The organism is Spongiactinospora sp. TRM90649, assembly GCF_029382225.1.
Taxonomy (GTDB): Bacteria; Actinomycetota; Actinomycetes; order Streptosporangiales; family Streptosporangiaceae; genus Spongiactinospora.
In genome coordinates, this window is record NZ_JARLTC010000007.1 from 135,140 (window position 1) to 156,233 (window position 21,094).

A 21,094-nucleotide genomic window follows, 5' to 3' on the forward strand; every position below is an offset into this window, starting at 1 on the left:
GTAGATCTGCCCCACGGGCAGGTAGCTGGCGGCGCGCCAGTGGGGCGTCCACGGATGCGAGTGCGTCCATCTTCGGACAGTTCCTCCAGGGAGGTTTTCAAACCCCTCCGTCGTTTGGGCGGCGGGTTGTCGGGCACGCGACCCTGCATGGCCAAGTCCGATCCGGTGGTGCTGACGGTGAACGCGGGGTCCTCCAGCCTGCGGCTCGATCTCGTCCGCGGCGAGGAGGTGCTGCGGTCAGAGCAGAGCGAGCACGCGATGGACCCGGACGCGGCGGGCAAGACCGTCGCCGAGTTCCTGGGCAGGGATCCGGTCCACGAGGTCGTGGCGGTGGGGCACCGGCTCGTGCACGGCGGCGTGGCCGTCCGGGTGCCGACCGTCGTGGACGACGAGATCGTGGCCCAGGTGGCCGCCCGCGCCGACCTGGCGCCGATGCACATCCCCGCCACGCTCGCCCTGGTGGAGGCCGCCCGCCGCTTCCTGCCCGGCATTCCGCACGTGCTGTGCCCCGACACCGCCTTCCACGCCGACATGCCCGAGGAAGCCGCCACGTACCCGCTGCCCGAGGAGTGGCGCCGCCGCTACGGCCTGCGCCGCTACGGCTTTCACGGCCTGTCCTACGCCTGGGCGCTGCGCAGGGCCGCCGAGCTGATGAAACGCCCGGTCGAGGGCCTTCAGGCGGTGCTGACCCACCTCGGCGGGGGTTGTTCGGTGTGCGCGGTCCGCGACGGCCGCAGCGTGGACACCTCGATGGGTTTCACCCCGCTGGAGGGCGTTCCGATGAGCACGCGCTCGGGCAGCGTCGATCCCGGCATGCTGCTGTGGCTGCTGACCGGCAACCGCCTGTCGCTCGACGAGCTGCGCGACGGCCTTGAGGAGCGGTCCGGGCTGCTCGGCCTGTCGGACGGCAGGTCAGGCGACACCAGAGACCTGGTCCGGGCCGGCGACCCGGTCGCCGAACTGGCCCTCGGCGTGTTCGACCACCGGGTGGCCCGGGAGATCGCCGCCGCCGCGACCAACCTGGACCGGTTCGACGCGCTGGTCTTCACCGGCGAGATCGGCTGGGATCAGCCGGAGGTGCGCGCGGCGATATGCGGCAGACTCGCCATCTTGGGGGTGGAACCTCCAGAGATTGGGAATACTGATATCGACCGATTCGTCAGCGCAGCGGATGCGGAAACGGCGATTCTGGTGATCGAGCCCCGAGAAGAGCTGGAGCTTGCCCGGGAGACCCTCGCGGTGCTTTACCCCGCACAGGGACATAATTGACCTTAAGCGGCATAAGATGCCGACCTGTGGGAGCACGTATTTTCCGGGTATAGGGGATATCCCGGGCCGCGTGCTAAGGGGGAAGCTCGATGGGAAGTGTGCACGGCCTCGGGCTGGAGGTATTCGAGCTCGCGCCGGTCGGCGTGGCGGTCACCTCGGGCCCCGAACACCGGCTCGTCTACACCAACGCCGCCTATCGCGAGCTGTTCGGCGATCGGCCGCTCGGCGTGCCACTGGCCGAGGCGTTCGATGACATTCCCGACCCCGGCAACATCCCGCTCTATGACAAGGTCCTGCAGACCGGCGAGCCGGTGTTCGTCCCCGACATGACCGTGCGGATGCCCGACCCCGAACTCGGCGTGGACGAGCGGACCTTCAGCTTCAGCCTGTCCCCCGTGGAACTCGACCAGGGCGAGTGCGGCGTGCTCTCCGTCGGCGTGGAGACCACCGAGCAGACGGTGGTCCAGGATCACGTCCGGGAGATCTCCGAGGAACGGCTGCGGCTGCTCCGCCGCTACAGCAGCCTGGTCAAGGTCGGCGCGGAGTTGGTCTGGGTGGCCGGGGCCGACGGCCGCATGCTGGACATGAGCCCCGGCTGGCAGCGCATGATCGGCGGCGCCGACGACATCGTGGCATCCCAGGACTGGTCGCAGATCGTGCACAAGGAGGACCGCGCCGCCGTCGTCGCGTCCTGGGCGCAGGCCGTCGCCCGCAAGGACCCACTGTGGGAGCACGTATTCCGGATACGCACCGCCACCGGGGCGTTTCACCACTTCCACGCCCGCGCCGTCCCCGTCCGCGAGGACGGCGAAGTCATCGAATGGGTCGGCACCCTCGCCAACGTCGAGGACCGCTGGCAGGAGAACCGGCGCCGGACCCTGCTGGAACGCGCCGGCGCGATGGCCGGGGGAGTCTCCCGCCTGAAGGAGGCGGTGGAGGGGCTCGCCCACGTCATCGTCCCGGAACTGGCCGACACCTGCACCTTCTACTTGCTGCTCGACGCCGTCGAACGGCCCGCCAGCGCCCCGGTCATCGCCGATCGGATCGCCGGCGCGGTGCGGGAGGGGCTTCCCCCGGCGCCCATCGGGGTCGGACATGAACTGTTCCAGCCCAGTGGGCCTTTCGCGCGAACCGTGCGGACGGCCGAGCCGGTGCACGTGCCCAACCCCCCGGGACTCCCATCGGGCATCATGCGCACCACCACCGAGGAATGGGTGGCCTCGACCCACATGCATGACGTGGTGATGCTCCCGCTGGTCGTGGACGGGTCCGTGGCCGCCGTGGTGACCGTGGGCGTCTGCCCGCCCCGCCCCGCGCTCGGCCCGAGCGACGTGCGGCTCGCCACGGAGATCCTGGAACACGCACACGGCCCGCTCAGCAACGCCATCCGCTACCAGCGCACCCAGCGCATGTCACTGGCGCTGCAGAGCAGCCTGCTGGCCGAGCCACCCGAAGTGCCCGGCCTGGAGATCGCCGCCAGATACCGGGCCAGCCCTGCCGCCGCCGAGGTCGGCGGCGATTGGTACGACTCCTTCCTCCTCCCCGACGGCGCCCTGGTCCTGACCATCGGCGACGTCGCCGGGCACGACCTGCCCGCCGCCGTCACCATGAGCCAGCTCAGGAACATGCTCCGCAGCCTGGTCGTGGACCGCTGCGAGCCCCCCGGCGACATCCTGCGCCGCCTGGACACCGCCATGGAGTCCCTCCATACCGCCGGCACCGCGAGCTGCGTCCTGGCCCGTGTGGAGTGCGCACCAGACGGCTGGCGCCTCAACTACGCCGCAGCGGGCCACCCGCCGCCGCTGCTGATCACGGCCGACGGGAAGGGCAGGTATTTGGAGGCCGGGCACAGCCCGCTGCTCGGCATCGGCCTCGACATCGCCCGCCCCAGCGCCATCGAACCTCTCGAGTCGGGCGGGACGCTGCTCCTCTACACGGACGGGCTGGTCGAGCGCCCGGGGGAGCACCTGGACGACGGGCTGCTCCGGCTGTGCGAACACGCCTCGCTACTGGCCAGGGAGCCGATCGAGGTCTTCTGCGAGGAATTGGTGGCGGGCCTGCCGACCACGGGGAAAGACGACATCGCGGTCATCGCCCTGCGCCTCCCGGGCGACGCGGAGGACGTCGTCAGCGTGCCGTCCAGCGGGGACGGCTAGGCGGAGGCGAGCGCCTCGCGGAGCTCGGCGGCGGTGAGGCGGGTGACATAGCTGGGCGTACCCGGCTGGAAACGGCGTCCCTCGGCGAGCGGGCCCGCGTCCACCACGTCGAAGCCGAACGAGTCGATGAGCTCGGTAACGGTCTTCTTCGCGTCGGCGTCATCGCCCGCGATCGGCAACGCGCGCCGCTCCGGGTGGCCTGGCGGCAGGCCCTCGTTGGCCAGTTCGGCGTAGGGGATGACGTTGAACGCCTTGACGACCCGAGCGTCCCCCAGATGCGCGGCCAGCAGCTCACTGTTGGTGGTGCGGCCGTCGTCGATCGCCGGGATGTTCCCGTCCCGCTGCGCGTAGTAGTTGCCGGTGTCGATCACGACCTTCCCCTTGAGCGGCCCGGACGGGACGTCCTCGTGCGCGCTGAAGGGAATCGACACCACGACCACGTCCCCATGCGCCGCGGCCTGCTCCGCCGTGGCCGCCGAGGCCGCCGGCCCCATCCCCGCCACCAGTGCGGACAACGTCTCCGGTCCGCGCGAGTTGCTGAGCACCACGGTATGACCGGCATTGACTGCGAGGCGCGCGAGCGTCGAGCCGATATGCCCACTGCCGATGATTCCGATGATTCCGATGACCATGGCCCTGTTCCTACCCGGTATCCACCCCCGCCCCTCCCGATCCACCCCACCCCACCCGGACTTGATAACCTCCACCCCACACCTAGCCAGACCCCAACCGAAACACCCCCGCCACACACCCAATGGCCTCCGCGCCTGCAATCGTCCTTCGCCTCGTCTGAGGACGGGGCTCGGAGGCCCGCGCTGTCGCGCGCCCAATGGCCTCGCGTCGCTCGGACGCCTTCTTTGTGTCGGGCTTCGCCCGACGTCGGGGCTGGGCTGAGAGACCTCCCTCCGGCCCCGGACGACCGCCGAAACGATCAAACCGTGGAAGCCGCCGGGCCGAAGCCGTCCATTCCTCCGCCCTGTGGAGACCAGGAGAGACCCGCGCCTTCGCACACCGTCTCCACGGCTGATCCGTCAACCGCACCCCGCAACTCACCCCGGCCCCCGGCGCCTCGGCGCGATTCTGCAGAGCCTTGTCAACGACGCTCGAATTCGGGTCTGGCACACATTCCGTGATCTTCCGGGGCTGCGCGCCCTGGCCGCGCTGCCCGACACCGTCTGCAAACTCTCCGGCCTGGTCACCGAGGCCGACTGGAACCACTGGAGCCCGCGCGACCTCGCCCCCTACGCCCACACCGCACTGGACGCCTTCGGCCCCGGCAGGGTGATGTTCGGCTCGGACCGGCCCGTGTGCACACCCTCGCCGCCGACTACGCGCAGGTGATCGACACGGCCCGGGAACTGCTGGGAGGCGATGCCGACGAGGTGTTCTCGGGCACCGCGCACCGCGTCTACCTCAGCAGGGTCGGCGCCGGAACCTCGCAGCCATAGGCCCGCCGCCGCGATCGGTCATCGGTCAGGCCGGGCCGACGCCGGATATCTCATACCTGAGCACTTCGGCGTCGCGGATCATCGAGGTCTGCGCGTCGTCGGGCCCCGAGTCGCGGAAGGCGAGGAGCGGCTGCTCCGACTCCCACCGTTCGTAGACGTTGATGCGCCCGGCGTCGGCCGGATCGGCCGAGATCGCGAAGTCGAGGCATCCCGAGGCGGCGCGCGCCTGCTCGACCACGCCCACACAATCCCGCAGGTAGGCGTCACGCGCTTCCGGATCGACGGCGATCCAACCGGCAATGATGATCATTCTGTCATCCTAGGATCCACCACCGACAAAACCGCTGGTGTGGGTGATCACGTGCGGTGTGGCTTCGGGCCGTCCTCCTGGAGGGCCGCCGTGGCGGCGGTCTGGATCTCGGTCGCGCGGCGCAGGAAGCCGAGGATCAGCGCCAGTTCGTCGTCGGAGTAGTCGGCGAACAGGCTCATCATCCCCTTCCCCATGTCCTCGAAGAGCGGTGCGAACTGCGCGACGTGTGAGTAGTCGATCTCCACGATCACCTTGCGGCGATCTCCGGGGTCTCTGACGCGGCGGACGAAGCCCTTGGCGGCGAGGCGGTCGATCAGGCCGCTGACCGAGGCGGGGGCCAGGCCGGTGTGCCTGACGATTTCGCCGGCGGACAGCGGGCCGTGGCGTTCCAGCAGGTCGATGGCCTTCTCCTCGGTGAGGCCCAGGCCCATCCGCTCGCCTGCGGCGCTGTGGAACATCACCGCCGCGTTGCTGTTCTCCCGGCCGGCCACCGCCAGCTCCTCCAGCAGATTCTTTCGGTGCTCCGAAATATCGCTTGACATGGATCCGTCCCTGCGAGATATATTTCGTTCGTCCGAACGAAATAATTACACGGATCGAGGGTACCACCATGAAGGCACTGATCATCGGCTGTGGGATCGGCGGCCCCGCCGCGGCCATGGCCCTGCGGCGGGCGGGCATCGACGCGGAGATCTATGAGGCGTACTCGGGGGTGGCCGACCACGCCGGGTCCTTCCTCAACATCGCCTCCAACGGGCTGGACGCCCTGCGCGTCCTCGACGTCCACCGCGACGTGATGGCCGCGGGCATCCCCACCCCGCACATGGACATGCACAGCGGCACCGGCAAGCGCCTCGGCCGGGTCGCCAACGGCATGCGGCTCGACGACGGCACCGTCAGCCACACCGTGCTGCGCGCCGACCTCTACCGGATCGTGCGCGACCGCGCCGTCGCCCAGGGCGTCCCCGTCCACCATGGCAAGCGCCTGACCGGCATCGACCGGAGCGACCCCCGCCGCGTCGTCGCGCGCTTCGAGGACGGCACCGAGGCGGTCGGCGACCTGCTGATCGGCGCGGACGGCCTGCGCTCCCGCACCCGCGAGATCCTCGACCCCGCCGCCCCCACCCCCCGCTACAGCGGCCTGATCGGCTTCGGCGGCATCATCGAAGGCCACGGCTTCACCGGCGAGCCCGGCGTCTACAACATGATCTTCGGCAGGCGGGCCTTCTTCGGGTACACCGTGGCCTCCGGGCAGACCTGGTGGTTCGCCAACCTGCCGGTGGCCGACGAGCCGTCCAGGGAACGGCTCGCGAACACCGACTGGAAGCCCGCCCTGCTGGACGCCTTCGCGGGCGACGCCAACCGGTCAGCCGACATGATCCGCGCCACCGCCGACATCGGCCGCGCGTATCCGATCCACGACCTGCCGTCGATCCCGGTCTGGCACCGGGGGCGCGTCGTGCTCACCGGCGACGCCGCCCACGCCACCTCGCCCAGCTCCGGCCAGGGCGCGTCGCTGGCCGCCGAGGACGGCCTGCTCCTCGCCAAGTGCCTGCGCGACCTCGGCGACCACGGCCGCGCCTTCACCGAGTTCGAACGCCTGCGCCGGGCCCGCGCCGAACGCGTCGTCGCCTACTCCCGCACCATCAGCAACAGCAAGGCGGCGGGCCCGATCGCCCGTGTCTTCCGTGACCTGCTGATGCCGATCTTCCTCCGCCGCACGGCCAACTCCGACGCCCTGTCCTGGATGTACCACCACCACATCGACTGGGACACCCGCCTGGCGGCCTGACCACCCACTGTGCTGCCGTGCCCTGTGCGCTAGTGGCCGCGTTACGGCAAGCCCCCTACCCGCCGCCCCCCCGTGCCCGGTGACGGCCCGGAGCCCGAGCGCTTCTCAGGAGTGGGTGGTCCTCACCGTTACGGCACCGGCTACCAAGGCCCCTTTCCCGGGGTGACCGCCCGTGCCACTGCCGGTCCGGCCGTTACCCGCCCACCAGCCCCGCCGCCCCTTCGGGCCGGATACCTCCGTCCTGCGGTCGGGGCCGCGCTCCGCGCGTCCAAGGCACTCGCTCCGCTCGGCCGTCCTTCCCGAAGCCGGGCTCCGCCCGGCGCTATCGCCCCCGGTAGGACACTTCCCCAGCAGGGCCGGGCACTCCCGATCGCCATCGCGCCTGTCACGATCACCGCAAGACCTACTGGTGCCGGGACCCGCGGTTCGGTCGACAAGATCATTCGTCAGCCGGGCCGCATTCACCGTTCTTCTCCCCAGCCCCTCCGGCACGACCCTCCGCGCCGGTCACGGACCACGCCGGTGTCAGACTCGGCTCATGGCGGAACTCGACGGCATGCCCGTCCGGCCAGACGCACTTCAGGCGCTGGGGCTGGTCAACTTCGGTCACTTCACCTCCATGCGCATCGAAGGCGGCCGTGCCCGTGGCCTCTCGCACCATCTCGACCGCCTCGCCCGTGACTGCCGGACGGTCTTCGCCACGGACCTCGACCGGGAGCGAGTACGCGACCATGTCCGCCACGCGGTGCGCGACGAGGCCGGTTCGGTCATCGTCCGGGTGAGCGTGTTCGACCCGGCCATCGAAGTCGGCCATCCGGGGGCGCAGGCTCATCCGCGCGTACTGGTCACCACGCGACCGGCAGGCCCTCTACCTTCCGCGCCGATGCGAGCACAGACGATCACCTACCAGCGGGACCTGCCAGAGGTGAAGCACCTCGGGCTCTTCGGTGCGCTTCACGGACGTCGCAGGGCCCAGCTCGCCGGATTCGACGACGCTCTGTTCGTCGACGGCGAGTCACGCGTCACTGAGGGGGCGACCTGGAACATCGGCTTCTTCGACGGCGCACGGATCGTGTGGCCGAGCGGGGACGTTCTGCCCGGAGTGACGATGCGGCTCCTCCAGCAGGTTCACGAACCGACGATTACCGCTCCGGTGGGTGTTCGCGACGTCTCGACCATGCACGCGGCGTTCGCCACCAACGCGGCGGTGGGAGTTCGCCCCGTCACCGCGATCGACGATATGGCCCTCCCCGGTGATCATCCGATCTTCGATTCGCTCCGCGAGGAATATGAGGAAGTGCGGATGGAGGCGATCTAGTTCCATCAGCCCCACCGGCTTCTCTGCGGCGGCTGCTCACGAATGGGAGGCCGGGACCTCGTCGGGGATGCCAGGCAGAGCTGGATCTTTCGAGTCGGAGTCCGGGATGAGCGTCGCGACCCGCGCGGAGCGCGGCCCCGCCCGCAGGACGGAGGCATCCGGCCCGAAGGGGCGGTTGGACGCGGCGCGCGGCCCCCCCGGCAGGGCAGGGGGTATTCGGTCTGCAGGGGCGGATAGCGGCCTGACCGGCGGTGGCACGGGTGGTCGGCCCGGGAAGGGGGCCTTGGTGGCCGGTGCCGTAACGGTGAGGGCCACCCACTCCTGAGAAGCGCTCGGGCACCGGGCCGTCACCGGGCATGGGCGTCGGACGGCGGGGGCTTGCCGTAATCGGGTCCGAGGCCGCACAGGCCCCTGGAGATCGGCCACGGGCGTTCGGTAAAGCGGGTTTCCTGCCAAATTCCACAGGAATTATGCCAGCTCCCCTAAGCGGTCCCCTAATCATAAAAGGCGATCGACTGCCGCCGAGTTAGCAATGCTATAAATGCGAAAATAGCTGCGCAAATAACCAATCAGGAGTCGGTATGCGCTTTCTGCTCGCCGCCACCGCCGTTGCCGGGCTCGTCCTCTCCGCGTCCCCCGCCGTGGCCGCAACCCCTACCGCCACCACCAGCTCATCTACCCTGAAGTGCGGAAACCACATGGAGCCCGTCCCCGGCGGGCAGAAGTACGAACGCAAGTACTACTGGGGAAACTGTGAGAACACCGGAATTAAGATCAACGTCTGGGGCCGTACCTACTCCTTCGCCTCTTTCGTCAAGCAGATCTGCGTCCCGCCCCAGAGTGACACCCAAATCGGCCACACCCTCAACTGGCTGGTCAGCCTGAACTACGTCCAGGACACCTCAGGCCCCTGCTGACCCCCGCCGCACCGAACCGACCGGGCTGAACCGACCGGCCGACTGGGCCTCCGGCCCCACAATGGACGCCCCCGCTCCGACCTGGAGAGTAGGGCCACGCTCCCAGTACCCCGCCGGAGGACTGTTCCCGGGCAGGAAGATAACGGCCGTCCGTCGCCGGACGCTTGATCCATGAGTGCGATTCGAGCGACCAACCTGAGCAAACGCTACGGCGCCATCGCCGCCGTGGCCGACCTGTCCTTCGATGTCGAACCGGGTCAGGTGACCGGGTTCCTGGGCCCGAACGGGGCCGGGAAGTCCACGACGATGCGCATGATCCTCGGGCTCGACCGGCCGTCCGGCGGGGCGGTGCTCGTGGACGGCCGGCCGTACCACGAGCACCGCCACCCGTTGCGCAAGATCGGCGCGCTGCTGGACGCCAAGGCCGTGCACGGCGGTCGCAGCGCGCGCGATCACCTGCTGGCCATCGCCCAGAGCAACGGCCTCCCGGCGAGCCGGGTCGTCGAGGTGCTTGAGCGGGTCGGCCTGCGGGAGGTGGCCGGACGGCGGGTCGGCGGCTTCTCGCTCGGCATGGCGCAGCGCCTCGGCATCGCCGCCGCGCTGCTCGGCGATCCGGAGATCCTGCTGTTCGACGAACCCGTCAACGGTCTGGACCCGGACGGCATCCTGTGGATCCGCACCCTGATGCGCGACCTGGCCGCCGAGGGCCGCGCGGTTTTCGTGTCCAGCCACCTGATGAGCGAGATGGCGCAGACCGCCGACCACCTGATCGTGATCGGCAGGGGCAGGCTGATCGCGGACACGAGCGTGGAGGAGTTCATCGGGCGTAGTTCGCAGGGGTACGTCCTGGTGCGCTCGCCCCGGCTGGCCGAGGCGGCCGAGCTGATCAGGGTGGGCGAACTGCACCCGGACCACCTGCGGGTGACCGCGATGAGTCCGCTGGAGATCGGCACGATCACCGCCCGCGCGGGGCTCCCGCTGGAGGAGCTGACGTTCGTGCGGCCCTCCCTGGAGGCCGCCTACATGGAGCTCACCAAGGACAGTCTGGAGTACACGTCATGATCGACATCTTGCGCTCGGAATGGACCAAGATCCGCTCGGTTCGCTCGACGATGTGGACGCTGGCCGTCACCGCCGTGCTGATGCTGGGCTTCTCCGCGCTCGTCAACATCACGGTCCGCAACTCGGCGAGCGACGCGCTCCCGGGCGAGGGGGTGATCATGTCCAGCCTGGCCGGGACGATGCTCGCCTCGCTGTCCATGGCCACCCTGGGCGTCCTGGTGATCTCCAGCGAGTACCGCACGGGAGGCATCCGCACCTCCCTCATGGCCGTGCCCAGGCGGCTGCGGCTGCTGACCGGCAAGATCGTGGTGTTCGCGGTGGTCTCGATGGTCGTCTGCACGGTCGCGGCGGCGGGCGCGGTCGGCCTCGGGCTCTCGGTCTCCCAGCCGCCGTCGTTCGACCTCGGCCAGGCCGCACGGGCGGCCCTGGGAGCCGGCCTCTACCTGACGGCCTGCGGATTGTTCGGGCTGGGGCTGGGCACGCTGGTCAGGCACACGCCGGGCGCGATCGTGTCGGCCATCGCGCTGATCCTGGTGCTGCCCACCCTGGCGGGCCAGCTCCCGGGCGAGTGGGGCCGGACAGTGGCCGAGTACTTCACCACGAACGCCGGCATGCTGGTGGTCTCCGGCCAGAGCAACGGCTCACTGGGCCCGTGGAGCGGCTTCGGGGTCTACCTCGCCTGGGTGGCGGTCGCCACGATCGCGGGCGCGTTCCTGCTGCGACGCCGCGACGCCTGACCGCATGGATACGGGCCTGGCGGTGGTCTCACTGGTTGCCCGGATGGGCCGGGCGGGCGTTGGCGCGGTGGACCCCCGCGAGGGCCGCGATCTCCACGCCCGCCTCCCTGACCCGCCGGACCAGCTCATGGTCGTCGCCGCCCACCGTGGGGCCGCTGGCCAGCACCGCGTAGCCGATCCTGCGAGCCCCGACCAGCACCCCGACGTCGGTACGGACCCCCTCGTCCGTGCCGGTCTTGTTGGCGACCCAGATCGTGCCCGGCGCGGCCTGCTCGGGGATCTCGCGGTCTTCGGGGTCGTGCGGCAGCAGCGCGGGCACCAGGCAGCGGTCGGTGTTGTGGGCCATCCAGCCGAGCATCGTGCGGGTCCATTCCTCGCGCCCGTCGAGCATCGCGGTGAAGCGGGACAGTTCGCCCGCCGTGCCCACGGCGAATGACGCCGGGTCGTCCGCCAGGCGCGGCTCACGGATGCGGTCGAGGATGCGCGTTCGAGTGAAGCCGAGCTCGGCCGCCTCCGCCGTGATCCGGTCGAGCCCGAGGTGCCGCAGCAGCGCGTTGGTCGCGGTGTTGTCGCTCACGGACGCGGTGAGCACGGCGAGGTCGCCGATGGTCCATCGGCGCGCGGACAGCGCGCCGAGGAGTCCCGATCCGCCGACGTAGTCGTCGTCGCGCGTCTCGACGATCTCGCCCGCGTCGATGCCGCCGGAGGCGACACCTCTGGCCACGCATGCCAGCAGGAGCAGCTTGCCGGCGCTGGCGAGGGGCAGTTCGACATCGTCGTTGATGGAGATCTCGCCCGGAACGGAGATCGCGATCCTCACGAGGCCACCGCCGTGGTGGGTCGCGCGCCCACTCCCATGGCGCACCGCCGTGCCCCCGCCGTTCCTGTCTTGCTCCGCACCGCCGCCTCCAGCCAGAAAGCCCCGCGTCAACGGGGATCGTATCCCCGGACAGTTTCCCAGCCCGTGCGCGATCACCCCCACCTAACGGCGGATCGTCCTACCTGTCAAACTTTGTATGATTAATCCATTATATCTGACTCGTCTTATATAAGCGCTAACTGAGAAACGCCCCCCGGCCGCCGCAGTCAGTTCGCTCCCACAGGTCCGGACGGCATGCTGTCCGACAGATAGGCGTCGAGGTCGGGGATCTGCTTGAGCATGTGGCGCACCCACGCGGAGCGCTCATACGTGACCATGGGCAGCTCCCAGATGTGCGCGGCCCACGGCTGGTCGATCTTGGTCAGTTCGGTCGCGCCCTCAAGGATCGGCAGGTTGCCCTTGATGGCCACGTGGCACTCCAGGACGATGCCGTCCCAGACCCACGTGTAGAGGTTGACGTAGTACGCCTCCTCGCCCTGGTGGAGGATCAGGAACGAGGCGGGGGTCGCCACGCCACGGTCGGGCAGGAGCTGGGGAAGGAACGCCTCGGCCTCCTTCACCACCTCCGGGGCAAGCTCGGCGTCGCGGGCGTTGAGGTGGTAACGCTTGATGATCTGTCCGCCGATATTGAGAGGCGGTAAGACGCGTAGAAATCGTTCGTCGAATCCCATGGCCGGACGATAGCGCCGATCACCGACATCGCGTGCACAGACGGGGGCGGCACGCCGGTAAGACGTGCCACGAACCGGGCGCCAGGGCCTGGCCCCGCCACCCGGCCCGGTCACGGCTACGAACGGCTACATCTTCGCCAGGATCGGGATGAGCTGCTCTTCCTCGTAGTCCAGGTGCGACTCCAGCTCGGAGATGAGCCGGTCCACCTCGGCCGCCACCGCCGCAGGAGCGGCGGCCACCGCGGGAGCCGTCCCTGCCACCGCGGGAGCCGTCGCCGCCTCTGCGGGAGCCGTCCCGCCGCCATCGCCGTTCCCGCCGCCCGTCAGCAGCGCCTGCAGCTCGCCGAGCAGCCGGGAGATCACCTCGTGCTCCTCGCCCAGGCGCTCGATGACCGGTGCCAGCTCCGGATGCGTCTGGGCCAGGTAGGGGAACAGCCCGCGATCCTCCATGCCGTGATGCGTCGACACCCCCTGGCACACGGTCAGGCAGTTGATCCGGAGCTGCGCGCCCAGCGTCGGCCCCGCCGAGGCCAGCTCCCGCCGGACGATCGACAGCTCACGCCGGAACGCGTCGTGGACGCGCTTGAGATTGTCGGCGGGCGAGCCGTCCATGTCGCCGTCCGTCGGCACCAGCGCGACCACGGGGATCACCCGGCTCGTCTTCCGCTGGTACTCGCCCCAGCCCGGGTCCTGCTCGGTGGCCCGGGCGAAGACGGCGTCGCGCTCGTCCTTCTCCAGGACCTCCGCCCGCGCCTGGTAGGTGAACGTCCCGTCCTCCACCGTGACCTCGGGATTGGCCACGAGGTTGTGGTACCAGGCGGGGTGCTTGGGGGCCCCGGCGGCCGAGGCGATGATCAGCATGCGGTCCCCGTCGGGCAGGTAGCCGACCGGGTTCGTACGGCGGGCGCCCGACTTCGCCCCCGTGGTGGTCAGCAGCAGGAGACGGCCGCCCTCGAAGGGGCCGCCGACCTTGCCGCCGTTGGCGCGGAACTCGTCGATGATCTGCTGGTTGAAGTCTGCCGGCATGCTCTGAAGTTCTCCTGGCATGAATGAGCGGTCATGGTCATGCAGTGGCCTGGCGGACCGCACGTCTGTCGGCCGGCCCGCGCTCAGGCAGGCGGCGACGGCACGGGTGAATTCCGTGACGGCGAAGACGTGACGGTGAGAAGAAGAAGATGCTCAGAAGAGCATCGCGTCGCGATGCGGAACAGCGCGCCGAAGGCGCGCGGACGCGATGCGATCAGCCGTTATCCATGATGTGCGGACTCACGCGAATCATCCCCCCGGCCAAATCGGGTGCCGCCCGCGCCGCAGGACGCGAACCACACGCTCACCATTAGATTCGCTTGCCGAGATCTATGTCAAATCATAAACATCCACCTCAACGTCCCCCCAGATGTTTCGGACCTATCGGCGGGGCAGGGGGCCAATGAACCCCAACCCCAATGACGGCAGAGGGCGGTGACAACCCCATGTGGGGCGACAGGAGCGGCACCGAGCCGAAGAACGCCAAGAGCCCGCTGCGCACCCGCGCCGCCCTCTCGGCGGTGGCCCTGCCGCTCGCGCTCGCGGCCACGGTGTTCTTCGTCGTCCAGGCGGTCCGGTACGGCGAGCCCGTGTGGACGGTCGAGGCGGTCATCGCCGCCGCGGTGGTCGTGATCGCCGCCGTCGACCTGGTCGTGATCAAACGGAGGATGGGGAACGGGAGACCGTCGCGCTGATGCGCGACCTGTGGTCGGGCGAACTGATCAGCCCGCAAGGGCCGCCACTACGAGGTGGACGCCGCCCGGATCACCTAACCCCGGTCCGGCTCGCCCGTGGTGTTGTGCTGCTGGATCAGGCGCTGCGCGCGCTCCCGGTCGCGGTCCTCGATGGCGTCCACGATCGCACGGTGCAGGCGGAGCCGTTCGGCGAGGTACTCAGGGACGGCCTGGCGCTCGTCGAACAGCACAGCGCGCGTGTTGGACTCGATCAGGTCCAGCAGGCCGGTGTAGATGGACCGCAGCACCGGGCTGGGGCTGGTCTCCGCGATCCGCGCGTGCAGCCGCCAGTTGGCGCGGGTGAACGCGGTCGCGTCCGTGACCTCCATCGCCCGTGCCATCTCCGCGAGCAGCCCGCGCATGTCGGCGATGTCGGCGGGGGAGGCGTGCCACAGGGCGTCCTCGACCAGCAGCGGGTCCAGGGCGTCGCGGATCCGGACGGCGTCGCTCACCGCGTCGGCGGCGGGCGTCCGGTCACCGTCCAGGGCGAGGACGGCGTTGCCCAGCCGGACCATCGGCGACTGCTCGGCGGCGAAGAGGCCGCCGCCGGGGCCGGGCCGTACTGAGACCAGGCCGCGCGCCTGGGCGAGCCGCAGCGCCTCGTTGAAGGTGCCGACCGAGACCCCGCAACTGGCGCGCAGCTCCTCCTTGGTGCCGAGGCGCGCGCCCGGCCGGGCGTCCCGCGCGATCGCGGCGAGACGGTCGGCGGCCATCTCGGGCCGGGACCTGACGTGCTCGCTGTGCGCCATGGAGCCAGCTTGACACAGATCAGGGCATGTAGGAGAGAATCCTCATATTCATCATGATGAATTGGAGTAGGGGGAGTTCCCAGTGCGTATCGCGAATCTCGACGGCAGGCTGGTGTTGATCACCGACGGCGGGGCGGTGGATGTCGAGCGGGCGAGCGGCGGGTCCTTCGGGGCCGACCCGCAGGCCGTCTTCGACCGGTGGGCGGAGTTCACCGCCTGGGCCCGCGACCTCCAGGGCGCCGAGGCCCGGCCGTACGAGATCACCGGCCTGCGGTCCCCGGTGCCGCTCCCCCGGCAGATCTTCGCGATCGGCCTGAACTACCGCGAGCACGCCATCGAGTCCGGCTTCGAGATCCCCGAGCACCCGGTGGTGTTCACCAAGTTCGCCTCCGCGATCACCGGCCCGACCGGCCGGATCGCGCTGCCCGAGGGCAAGGTGGACTGGGAGGTCGAGCTGGTCGCGGTGGTCGGCGAGCGCGCCTACCAGGTGGACGAGGCCGACGGCTGGAACCACATCGCCGGGCTCACCGTCGGCCAGGACATCTCCGACCGGCACCAGCAGTTCATCGCCCCGCCGGCGCAGTTCAGCCTGGGCAAGTCGTACCCGGGGTTCGCGCCGATGGGCCCGGTGCTCGTCACGCCCGACGAGTTCGCCGACCGCGACGACATCGAGCTGGGCTGCTCGATCAACGGCGAGAGCGTGCAGAAGGCCCGCACCAACGACCTGATCTTCAGCATCCCGACGATCGTGGCCCGGCTGTCCGCGGTGCTGCCGCTGCTGCCCGGCGACGTGATCTTCACCGGCACGCCGTCCGGGGTCGGCCAGAGCCGCACTCCGGCCCGCTTCCTCCAGCCCGGCGACGAGCTCGTCACCTACGTCAACGGCATCGGAGAGATGCGTCACACCTTCGAGTGACGCGCGTGCCTATACGGCGTAGCGTTTCGCGACGCGACGGCCGAGGCGCTGCATCGGCGCCTCGACGAGCCGGTAGGTCACCCAGCTGATCCCCAGGACGGCCGCGAGGATCCCGATCGCCGCGGCCGTCTGGACCGGCCAGGCCGCGTTCTCCAGGCTCCCGGTCACGTGCAGGACGTACTTCAGCACCGGATGGTGGACCAGGTACACCGAGTAGCTGACCAGCCCAAGCCAGGCCAGCACCTTCGGGATCCGCCGGTTGCGCACCGCCATCCCCAGCGCGAACGTGACGCCCGCGAGCGCGATCGTGGTGATCCACGCCTGCGGCCTGACCCACCACCACCCCGCCTGGATCGACCACGCGGTGCTGACCGAGATCAGCGCCGCCGTGGCGAACACCGGCCACAGCGGCCCGGTCTTCCGCTCCCAGCGGTAGATCGCCGTGCCCGCGAACATCGACGCCAGGATCGCCGCCCCCAGCCACGGCACGTAGCTGCCGGTCATCAGCAGTACGACCGCCATCGCGCCGAGCACGTAGGCGGCGGTGGCGCGCAGCCGTCCGGAGATCAGGCAGACCATGCCGACCGCGAACAGGCCGAACGAGGCGTAGGCGGGCCAGGCGCCCTGCAGCAGCGGCGCGTCGAGCAGCAGGCCCGCGACGATCGCCGCCGCGCCGAAGACGATCGCGATGCCGCCGCTGCGCCGGTGCAGGCCCGCCACGAACAGCGCGGTCACCAGCAGGTAGAAGACCATCTCGTAGGAGAGGGTCCACATGGTGTCGACCACGGCGGCCTCGTTGAGGGTGTCGTGCAGCATGGTCACGTGCGCGGCGACGGCGGACGGGTCGCGCGTGACGTATGACCGGACGGGGACCCACCAGGAGAGCGCGAAGACGACGGCGATGATGAGCAGATAAAGGGGGTAGAGGCGAAATATCCGGCTAATCCAGAAGGATCGGATATCGCCTTTTCGTTCCAGGGAAGCAGGGATGATATAGCCGCTGACCAGGAAGAACACCAGCACGCCGTACATGCCAAGGTTGAACCAGTACGGGCGCAGTGTCGGGGCCACCCACGGCAGCATGTGCTCGGCCACGACCGCCAGCGCCGCCACACCCCGCAGGCAGTCCAGCCAGGCGAGGCGATGCGGCGCGGACACCGGAACGGTCGCGGAGACCGGGGAGGCCGTAACCATCCCCCCAACCGTACCCATGGTCACCTTGTGAGGTGTTCGCGAACCGCGGAATCACCCCTTCTGGGGCACTTCATCGACAGTGTGGATGTGGTTTGCCGGTGGCCCGAATCCGCGCGATTGCACGTAACCGCGTATCGTGGCAAACCGGGCTCCTGTCCGATCCCTTGCTAGGCTGCAAAGAACCGATGGAACCGGGCGTTGTCTCACCCCGGCAGGTGAGACCGTCAAGAAGTGGGGTCACACCGTGAAGAAGCTGCTCGTTCTGGCGCTGGTCGCTCTCGGGGGGCTGCTGATCTGGCGCAAGGTGCAGGCTGACCGTGCCGAGCTCGATCTGTGGACTGAGGCGACCGGCAGCGAGAACTGACCGCCGCGGCAGGAATGCGGGTCCGCCGACGGTCCATGAGCACAACAGCGGAGGTGCAGGCGTGACGATCGCCACACCCGTGAAGCTGCTCTGTCTGGACCTCGCAGGCACCACCATCGGCGACATCGCGATGGTGGAGCGCGCGTTCGCGGAAGCGATCGCGACCCAGGGCATAGTCCCCGGGACCAGTGCGTACGCTCGTGCCATGGTGCACGTGCACCGGTCCCGGGGATGCCCGAAGATCGACGTTTTCCGCGGCATCTTCCCCACCAACGAGGCGCAGGCCCAGGCCGCGAACCTCACCTTCGAACGCGCCTACGAGGGCGCCATCCAGCGCGCCGGGCTCGTCCCCCAGCCGGGCGTCGTCGAGGCGTTAGACAAGATCCGCGCCTCCGGCGTCAAGATCGCCCTCATCACCGGCTTCAGCCGCGCCACCCTCGGCCGCGTGCTGTCCGCCCTCAACTGGATCGACAAGGTCGATCTGGCGATCAGCCCGGACGACGCGGGCCGCGGCCGGCCGTTCCCCGACATGATCCTCACCGCCGTCCTCCGCCTCGGCATCGACGACGTCCGCCACGTAGCCGTCGCGGGCGACGCCGAGTCCGACATGCTCACCGCCCGCCGCGCGGGCGCCCCGACGGCCATCGGCATCCTCACCGGAGTCCACAGCCGCGAACGCCTCCTCACCGGCGGCGCCACCCACACCCTCGACTCCCACGCCGACCTCCCCACCCTCCTCCTAACCCCCGCCATCCCACCCCAACCCACCCCCACCTCTCACTAACCCCCAAACCCCCCGCCCTGCCGTCCGTGCGGCCCCCACAGCTCCTACCGCCCGTGCAGCTTCACGCCCAAAGGCCCTCGCTGCGCTCGTACGTTCTCCTTGGGTCGGGCTTCGCCCGACGCTGGCGCCGTTCGTAGATCACCTGGATCCACTGGAAAGGTCGACCGCTTCCCGCCCTACCAGAAGGCCGAGGCCGTCGATCGATCAACGCTCGCCCCGGAGATACGGTCGGCATCCATGCCGACCCTGCGAGATCCCGAGGCGCTGCCCCTGGCCGCATGGCTCCTAGCGATCACATCCAAACCACTGATGGCCGTCACCGCCGACAGAGGCGTTATATGCTGTGCTGGCGGCATGCGACGCGTGCATGTCCGCCAGTCGGGTCATATCCGCTGGTCAGACCACGCGACCGAGGGGCCTTAGCTCAGTTGGCAGAGCGCCTGCTTTGCAAGCAGGAAGTCAGGGGTTCGAATCCCCTAGGCTCCACCAGCCAAAACACCCCGCCACTGATCTTGTGACGGGGCGCTCGGGCCATTAACGGGCCATTAGCCATCCGGGTGCCTCTTCCGCCTGTCCGCCTCTACTCGCGTGCTGAGAGCATCCGCGATCCGCTGATCGGCGTCCTTGGTCGCGTGCTGGTAGATGAGCGCGGCCCGATCGCTGTCGTGTCCCATCCGCGCCTTGAGATCGGCCAGGCTCGCCCCAGACTGTGCGGCCAAGGGTGTTGCCAGTGTGGCGAAGGTCGTGGAAGTGCAGGCCCGTCAGCCCCATTTCCTTGAGCACGGCGGTGATCCGCAGCTTCAACCCCTTGTCGGACTCGGCGTGCGCGAGGTGCTCGGCGCGATCGGCCCAGTCTTTGACGGCCTGGCCGGTGAGCATCTTGACGGTGACCTGGTCGGACCAGGACGTGCAGGCCACGCGTAGCAGGTGGGGCAGGTAGTCCCGGCCGCGCAGGTGACGGCCCAGACCGGAGATCATCATGGCGGGCTGCCAGTGCCGTCGGTAGACCCAGACGCGTCGCCAGAACGCCAGCAGCGGCATTCCGATCCAGCGGGCGAAGTCGGCCGGGTCGATCAACGCCCACACCGTCAGCCCGGCGGCATGGGGCCGTGTAGTGCCATGAGTGCGATCCCTCTACTCGAACGACAGGCACTTAACCTGTCAACTGCTCCGAGAATAGAGAGAGCCCACTTGGTAGGTCAAGTACCCAAGCGGGCTCCGCGCGTCGAGACACACTCCCCTAACCCACCGGATAGGCATCCTCCAGCTCATGCCGATCCGCCGGAAGCAACACCTCCACCGCGCACAACGCCGCCCCCGCCGCGTCCCGCACCACCCCGTACACCGCCAGCAACGGCACACCCTTGCCCATACCGAGCCGCTTCGCCTCCGCCGTGCTCGGCATCCGGGCGGTGATCTGCTCCATCACGTGATCGAACCGCACGCCCTTACGGGAACGCAGATGCTCTCCGATCCCCTGCGGCAGCGGCTCGGCGCTGGTCAGGTCCGTGCCCTGGGCGATCTCCAATGGCACCCACAAGGCCACCAACTCGCCGGGCTCGCCGTCTCGCCGCACCAGGCGACGCCGTACGAACGCCTTGCCCTCCGGCTCGTTCTCCAGCAACGCGGCGATCCGGTTGGGGACGGCGGTCACCCCGGCCTCTACTACCTCGCCCGTCGTGGCCGTCTCCGGTTCGGTCAGGTAGGCCCGTCCTGGGCGTGGACGCTCGGCGTCACTGCGAGCCGGACGCCCGCGCACGAACCGCCCCTTGCCCTGCTGGGACTCGATCCACCCTTGTTCGCGCAGCACCCGCAGCGCCGCGACCACCGTGGGCCGGGACACCCCGAACTCGGCGATGAGCTGATTCTCACTGGGCAGCAGCGAACCGGGCGGGTAGTCACCGGACTCGATCCGGCGTTGCAGCGTCTGGACCAGTTGTGCGTACTTCGGCGGTACGGACTCAAGGGACATTATTGACCACCCAGTACCCGACAGGTTGTTTTACCAAGTTGAGCGTAGCGTGACCCGCACATGCTGTCCACGCAGGCAGCCAAGCCGTCCCGGCACGGTCAAGCCCCGGCGGACGATCGAGCGAGCTCGGCATGGGAAGTGAGAACCGCACTCACTCGGAGCGTCTACCGGGGCCTGACGTATGGCATGACGAGACGGGGTGGGGGCGATTCCGGTCTCTCTCGAACCGGGATCCGCGCCCGCCTCGCCACGCCCGTCCCTACCGGGCGATGTACTTGGCGAGCACCTGGGCCGCGCCATCCACATCCGCCACCGGATGCCGCCTTTCCGCAGACTGCCAGGAGAAGTAGACGCCGCCGTACCCGACGAACACCCACACCGGCGCACCCGGCACCGGCCTGCGGATCAGCAGCGCCGCGCCGTTGTCCCGCAGCTCCGCCGACACCTGCAATTCCAGCAACGCATTCCGTAGCTGGATCAGCTTGTCCGCCTCATCCTCCGGATCACCCCCTGCGGCCACCGCCATCTCGGTCAGTTGAACGACCATGTTCGGATTCATCGCCCGCTCCCTTCGGCCCGGCCGTTTCCGAGGCAGTCGAGACACACTCGCTCCTCCTCCGTGTTCCGGCCTAGCTCTGCGTTGGGGGAAGCGATCAGGAGCGCGCGACGGGGACTCCGCCACTTGTGCCCGCGCCCCCGACACGCCGGGCAAGGCCGTTCCGTGCTGGTCTGATCTGGCCGGGCCACCGTCGCCATCTCCTTGTTCAGTTCGTCCGGTGCTCCCTCTTGTGGAAG

The 21,094-nt window shown here is 69.4% G+C and carries 24 protein-coding genes and 1 tRNA gene; 14 read left to right on the forward strand and 11 right to left on the reverse strand.

Annotated features, from left to right (window positions below):
* The first annotated feature begins 147 nt into the window (after positions 1 to 147).
* Together P3X83_RS09830 and P3X83_RS09835 are read left to right on the forward strand one after the other, a co-directional pair.
* Positions 148 to 1,269: an acetate kinase gene (locus P3X83_RS09830; RefSeq protein WP_277304611.1), complete on the forward strand. Its 1,122-nt coding sequence runs from the start codon at positions 148 to 150 to the stop codon at positions 1,267 to 1,269.
* Positions 1,270 to 1,358: 89 nt separating this feature from the next.
* A complete protein-coding gene (locus P3X83_RS09835; RefSeq protein WP_277304612.1) occupies positions 1,359 to 3,425 on the forward strand; it encodes a SpoIIE family protein phosphatase in 2,067 nt (688 codons plus the stop codon).
* Here P3X83_RS09835 and P3X83_RS09840 read toward each other — a convergent pair.
* A complete protein-coding gene (locus tag P3X83_RS09840; protein ID WP_277304613.1) occupies positions 3,422 to 4,057 on the reverse strand; it encodes an NAD(P)-binding domain-containing protein in 636 nt (211 codons plus the stop codon). The genes P3X83_RS09835 and P3X83_RS09840 overlap by 4 nt on opposite strands.
* A gap of 346 nt (positions 4,058 to 4,403) precedes the next feature.
* Between P3X83_RS09840 and P3X83_RS09845 the strand changes: the two genes are divergently transcribed.
* Both P3X83_RS09845 and P3X83_RS09850 read left to right on the forward strand, forming a co-directional pair.
* Positions 4,404 to 4,766 (forward strand): amidohydrolase family protein, encoded by a 363-nt coding sequence (locus P3X83_RS09845; protein ID WP_277304614.1) that lies wholly within the window; start codon positions 4,404 to 4,406, stop codon positions 4,764 to 4,766.
* Positions 4,733 to 4,873 (forward strand): hypothetical protein, encoded by a 141-nt coding sequence (locus P3X83_RS09850; protein WP_277304615.1) that lies wholly within the window; start codon positions 4,733 to 4,735, stop codon positions 4,871 to 4,873. Before P3X83_RS09845 ends, P3X83_RS09850 begins: the two co-directional genes overlap by 34 nt.
* A 25-nt stretch (positions 4,874 to 4,898) precedes the next feature.
* Here the strand turns inward: P3X83_RS09850 and P3X83_RS09855 are convergent, their stop codons facing one another.
* Both P3X83_RS09855 and P3X83_RS09860 read right to left on the reverse strand, forming a co-directional pair.
* Positions 4,899 to 5,183 (reverse strand): antibiotic biosynthesis monooxygenase family protein, encoded by a 285-nt coding sequence (locus P3X83_RS09855; protein WP_277304616.1) that lies wholly within the window; start codon positions 5,181 to 5,183, stop codon positions 4,899 to 4,901.
* A 47-nt stretch (positions 5,184 to 5,230) separates the two neighbouring features.
* Positions 5,231 to 5,725, reverse strand: coding sequence for a MarR family transcriptional regulator (locus P3X83_RS09860; RefSeq protein WP_277304617.1), 495 nt, complete (start codon positions 5,723 to 5,725; stop codon positions 5,231 to 5,233).
* Between the two features lie 68 nt (positions 5,726 to 5,793).
* Here P3X83_RS09860 and P3X83_RS09865 point away from each other — a divergent pair, with 68 nt between their 5' ends.
* From P3X83_RS09865 to P3X83_RS09885, 5 genes are all read left to right on the forward strand, one after another.
* Positions 5,794 to 6,975 (forward strand): FAD-dependent monooxygenase, encoded by a 1,182-nt coding sequence (locus P3X83_RS09865; RefSeq protein ID WP_277304618.1) that lies wholly within the window; start codon positions 5,794 to 5,796, stop codon positions 6,973 to 6,975.
* Between the two features lie 538 nt (positions 6,976 to 7,513).
* Positions 7,514 to 8,293 (forward strand): aminotransferase class IV family protein, encoded by a 780-nt coding sequence (locus P3X83_RS09870; RefSeq protein ID WP_277304619.1) that lies wholly within the window; start codon positions 7,514 to 7,516, stop codon positions 8,291 to 8,293.
* A gap of 581 nt (positions 8,294 to 8,874) precedes the next feature.
* Positions 8,875 to 9,210: a hypothetical protein gene (locus P3X83_RS09875; protein ID WP_277304620.1), complete on the forward strand. Its 336-nt coding sequence runs from the start codon at positions 8,875 to 8,877 to the stop codon at positions 9,208 to 9,210.
* Positions 9,211 to 9,381: 171 nt separating this feature from the next.
* Positions 9,382 to 10,272, forward strand: a complete 891-nt coding sequence (locus P3X83_RS09880; RefSeq protein WP_277304621.1) for an ATP-binding cassette domain-containing protein — start codon at positions 9,382 to 9,384, stop codon at positions 10,270 to 10,272.
* Positions 10,269 to 11,009, forward strand: coding sequence for an ABC transporter permease subunit (locus P3X83_RS09885; protein WP_277304622.1), 741 nt, complete (start codon positions 10,269 to 10,271; stop codon positions 11,007 to 11,009). The genes P3X83_RS09880 and P3X83_RS09885 overlap by 4 nt, the downstream gene beginning before the upstream one ends.
* A gap of 28 nt (positions 11,010 to 11,037) precedes the next feature.
* Here the strand turns inward: P3X83_RS09885 and P3X83_RS09890 are convergent, their stop codons facing one another.
* From P3X83_RS09890 to P3X83_RS09900, 3 genes are all read right to left on the reverse strand, one after another.
* A complete protein-coding gene (locus P3X83_RS09890; protein WP_277304623.1) occupies positions 11,038 to 11,829 on the reverse strand; it encodes a serine hydrolase in 792 nt (263 codons plus the stop codon).
* A 266-nt stretch (positions 11,830 to 12,095) separates the two neighbouring features.
* Complete coding sequence (locus P3X83_RS09895) at positions 12,096 to 12,560, reverse strand: hypothetical protein (RefSeq protein ID WP_277304624.1); 465 nt, start codon at positions 12,558 to 12,560, stop codon at positions 12,096 to 12,098.
* Positions 12,561 to 12,686: 126 nt separating this feature from the next.
* Positions 12,687 to 13,586, reverse strand: a complete 900-nt coding sequence (locus P3X83_RS09900; RefSeq protein ID WP_277304625.1) for a nitroreductase/quinone reductase family protein — start codon at positions 13,584 to 13,586, stop codon at positions 12,687 to 12,689.
* A 419-nt stretch (positions 13,587 to 14,005) separates the two neighbouring features.
* Between P3X83_RS09900 and P3X83_RS09905 the strand changes: the two genes are divergently transcribed.
* Positions 14,006 to 14,281 carry a DUF6343 family protein gene (locus P3X83_RS09905; RefSeq protein WP_277304626.1) on the forward strand — a complete coding sequence of 92 codons (276 nt, stop codon included), beginning with the start codon at positions 14,006 to 14,008 and terminating at the stop codon, positions 14,279 to 14,281.
* Between the two features lie 74 nt (positions 14,282 to 14,355).
* Here P3X83_RS09905 and P3X83_RS09910 read toward each other — a convergent pair whose 3' ends face one another.
* Complete coding sequence (locus P3X83_RS09910; protein ID WP_277304628.1) at positions 14,356 to 15,069, reverse strand: FCD domain-containing protein; 714 nt, start codon at positions 15,067 to 15,069, stop codon at positions 14,356 to 14,358.
* An 82-nt stretch (positions 15,070 to 15,151) separates the two neighbouring features.
* On the opposite strand from P3X83_RS09910, the gene P3X83_RS09915 reads away from it, so the two are divergent.
* A complete protein-coding gene (locus P3X83_RS09915; RefSeq protein ID WP_277304629.1) occupies positions 15,152 to 15,985 on the forward strand; it encodes a fumarylacetoacetate hydrolase family protein in 834 nt (277 codons plus the stop codon).
* Between the two features lie 9 nt (positions 15,986 to 15,994).
* On the opposite strand, the gene P3X83_RS09920 is transcribed toward P3X83_RS09915, so the two are convergent.
* Positions 15,995 to 17,179: an acyltransferase gene (locus P3X83_RS09920; RefSeq protein ID WP_277304630.1), complete on the reverse strand. Its 1,185-nt coding sequence runs from the start codon at positions 17,177 to 17,179 to the stop codon at positions 15,995 to 15,997.
* Between the two features lie 244 nt (positions 17,180 to 17,423).
* On the opposite strand from P3X83_RS09920, the gene P3X83_RS09925 reads away from it, so the two are divergent.
* The 3 genes from P3X83_RS09925 to P3X83_RS09935 all read left to right on the forward strand — a co-directional run bounded on the left by P3X83_RS09925 (position 17,424) and on the right by P3X83_RS09935 (position 18,816).
* A complete protein-coding gene (locus P3X83_RS09925) occupies positions 17,424 to 17,543 on the forward strand; it encodes a DLW-39 family protein (protein ID WP_013130296.1) in 120 nt (39 codons plus the stop codon).
* A gap of 61 nt (positions 17,544 to 17,604) precedes the next feature.
* Positions 17,605 to 18,327 carry an HAD-IA family hydrolase gene (locus P3X83_RS09930; RefSeq protein ID WP_277304631.1) on the forward strand — a complete coding sequence of 241 codons (723 nt, stop codon included), beginning with the start codon at positions 17,605 to 17,607 and terminating at the stop codon, positions 18,325 to 18,327.
* 413 nt (positions 18,328 to 18,740) lie between these two features.
* Positions 18,741 to 18,816: transfer RNA gene (locus P3X83_RS09935), tRNA-Ala, on the forward strand.
* 45 nt (positions 18,817 to 18,861) lie between these two features.
* Here P3X83_RS09935 and P3X83_RS09940 read toward each other — a convergent pair.
* From P3X83_RS09940 to P3X83_RS09950, 3 genes are all read right to left on the reverse strand, one after another.
* The gene (locus P3X83_RS09940) at positions 18,862 to 19,404 is read right to left on the reverse strand and encodes a hypothetical protein (RefSeq protein ID WP_277304632.1); all 543 of its coding nucleotides are present in this window, start codon (positions 19,402 to 19,404) and stop codon (positions 18,862 to 18,864) included.
* A gap of 163 nt (positions 19,405 to 19,567) precedes the next feature.
* Positions 19,568 to 20,299: a GntR family transcriptional regulator gene (locus tag P3X83_RS09945; protein WP_277304633.1), complete on the reverse strand. Its 732-nt coding sequence runs from the start codon at positions 20,297 to 20,299 to the stop codon at positions 19,568 to 19,570.
* Between the two features lie 259 nt (positions 20,300 to 20,558).
* Entirely contained in the window at positions 20,559 to 20,858 is a 300-nt protein-coding gene (locus P3X83_RS09950; RefSeq protein ID WP_277304634.1) for a hypothetical protein, read from the reverse strand.
* Positions 20,859 to 21,094 lie beyond the last annotated feature (236 nt).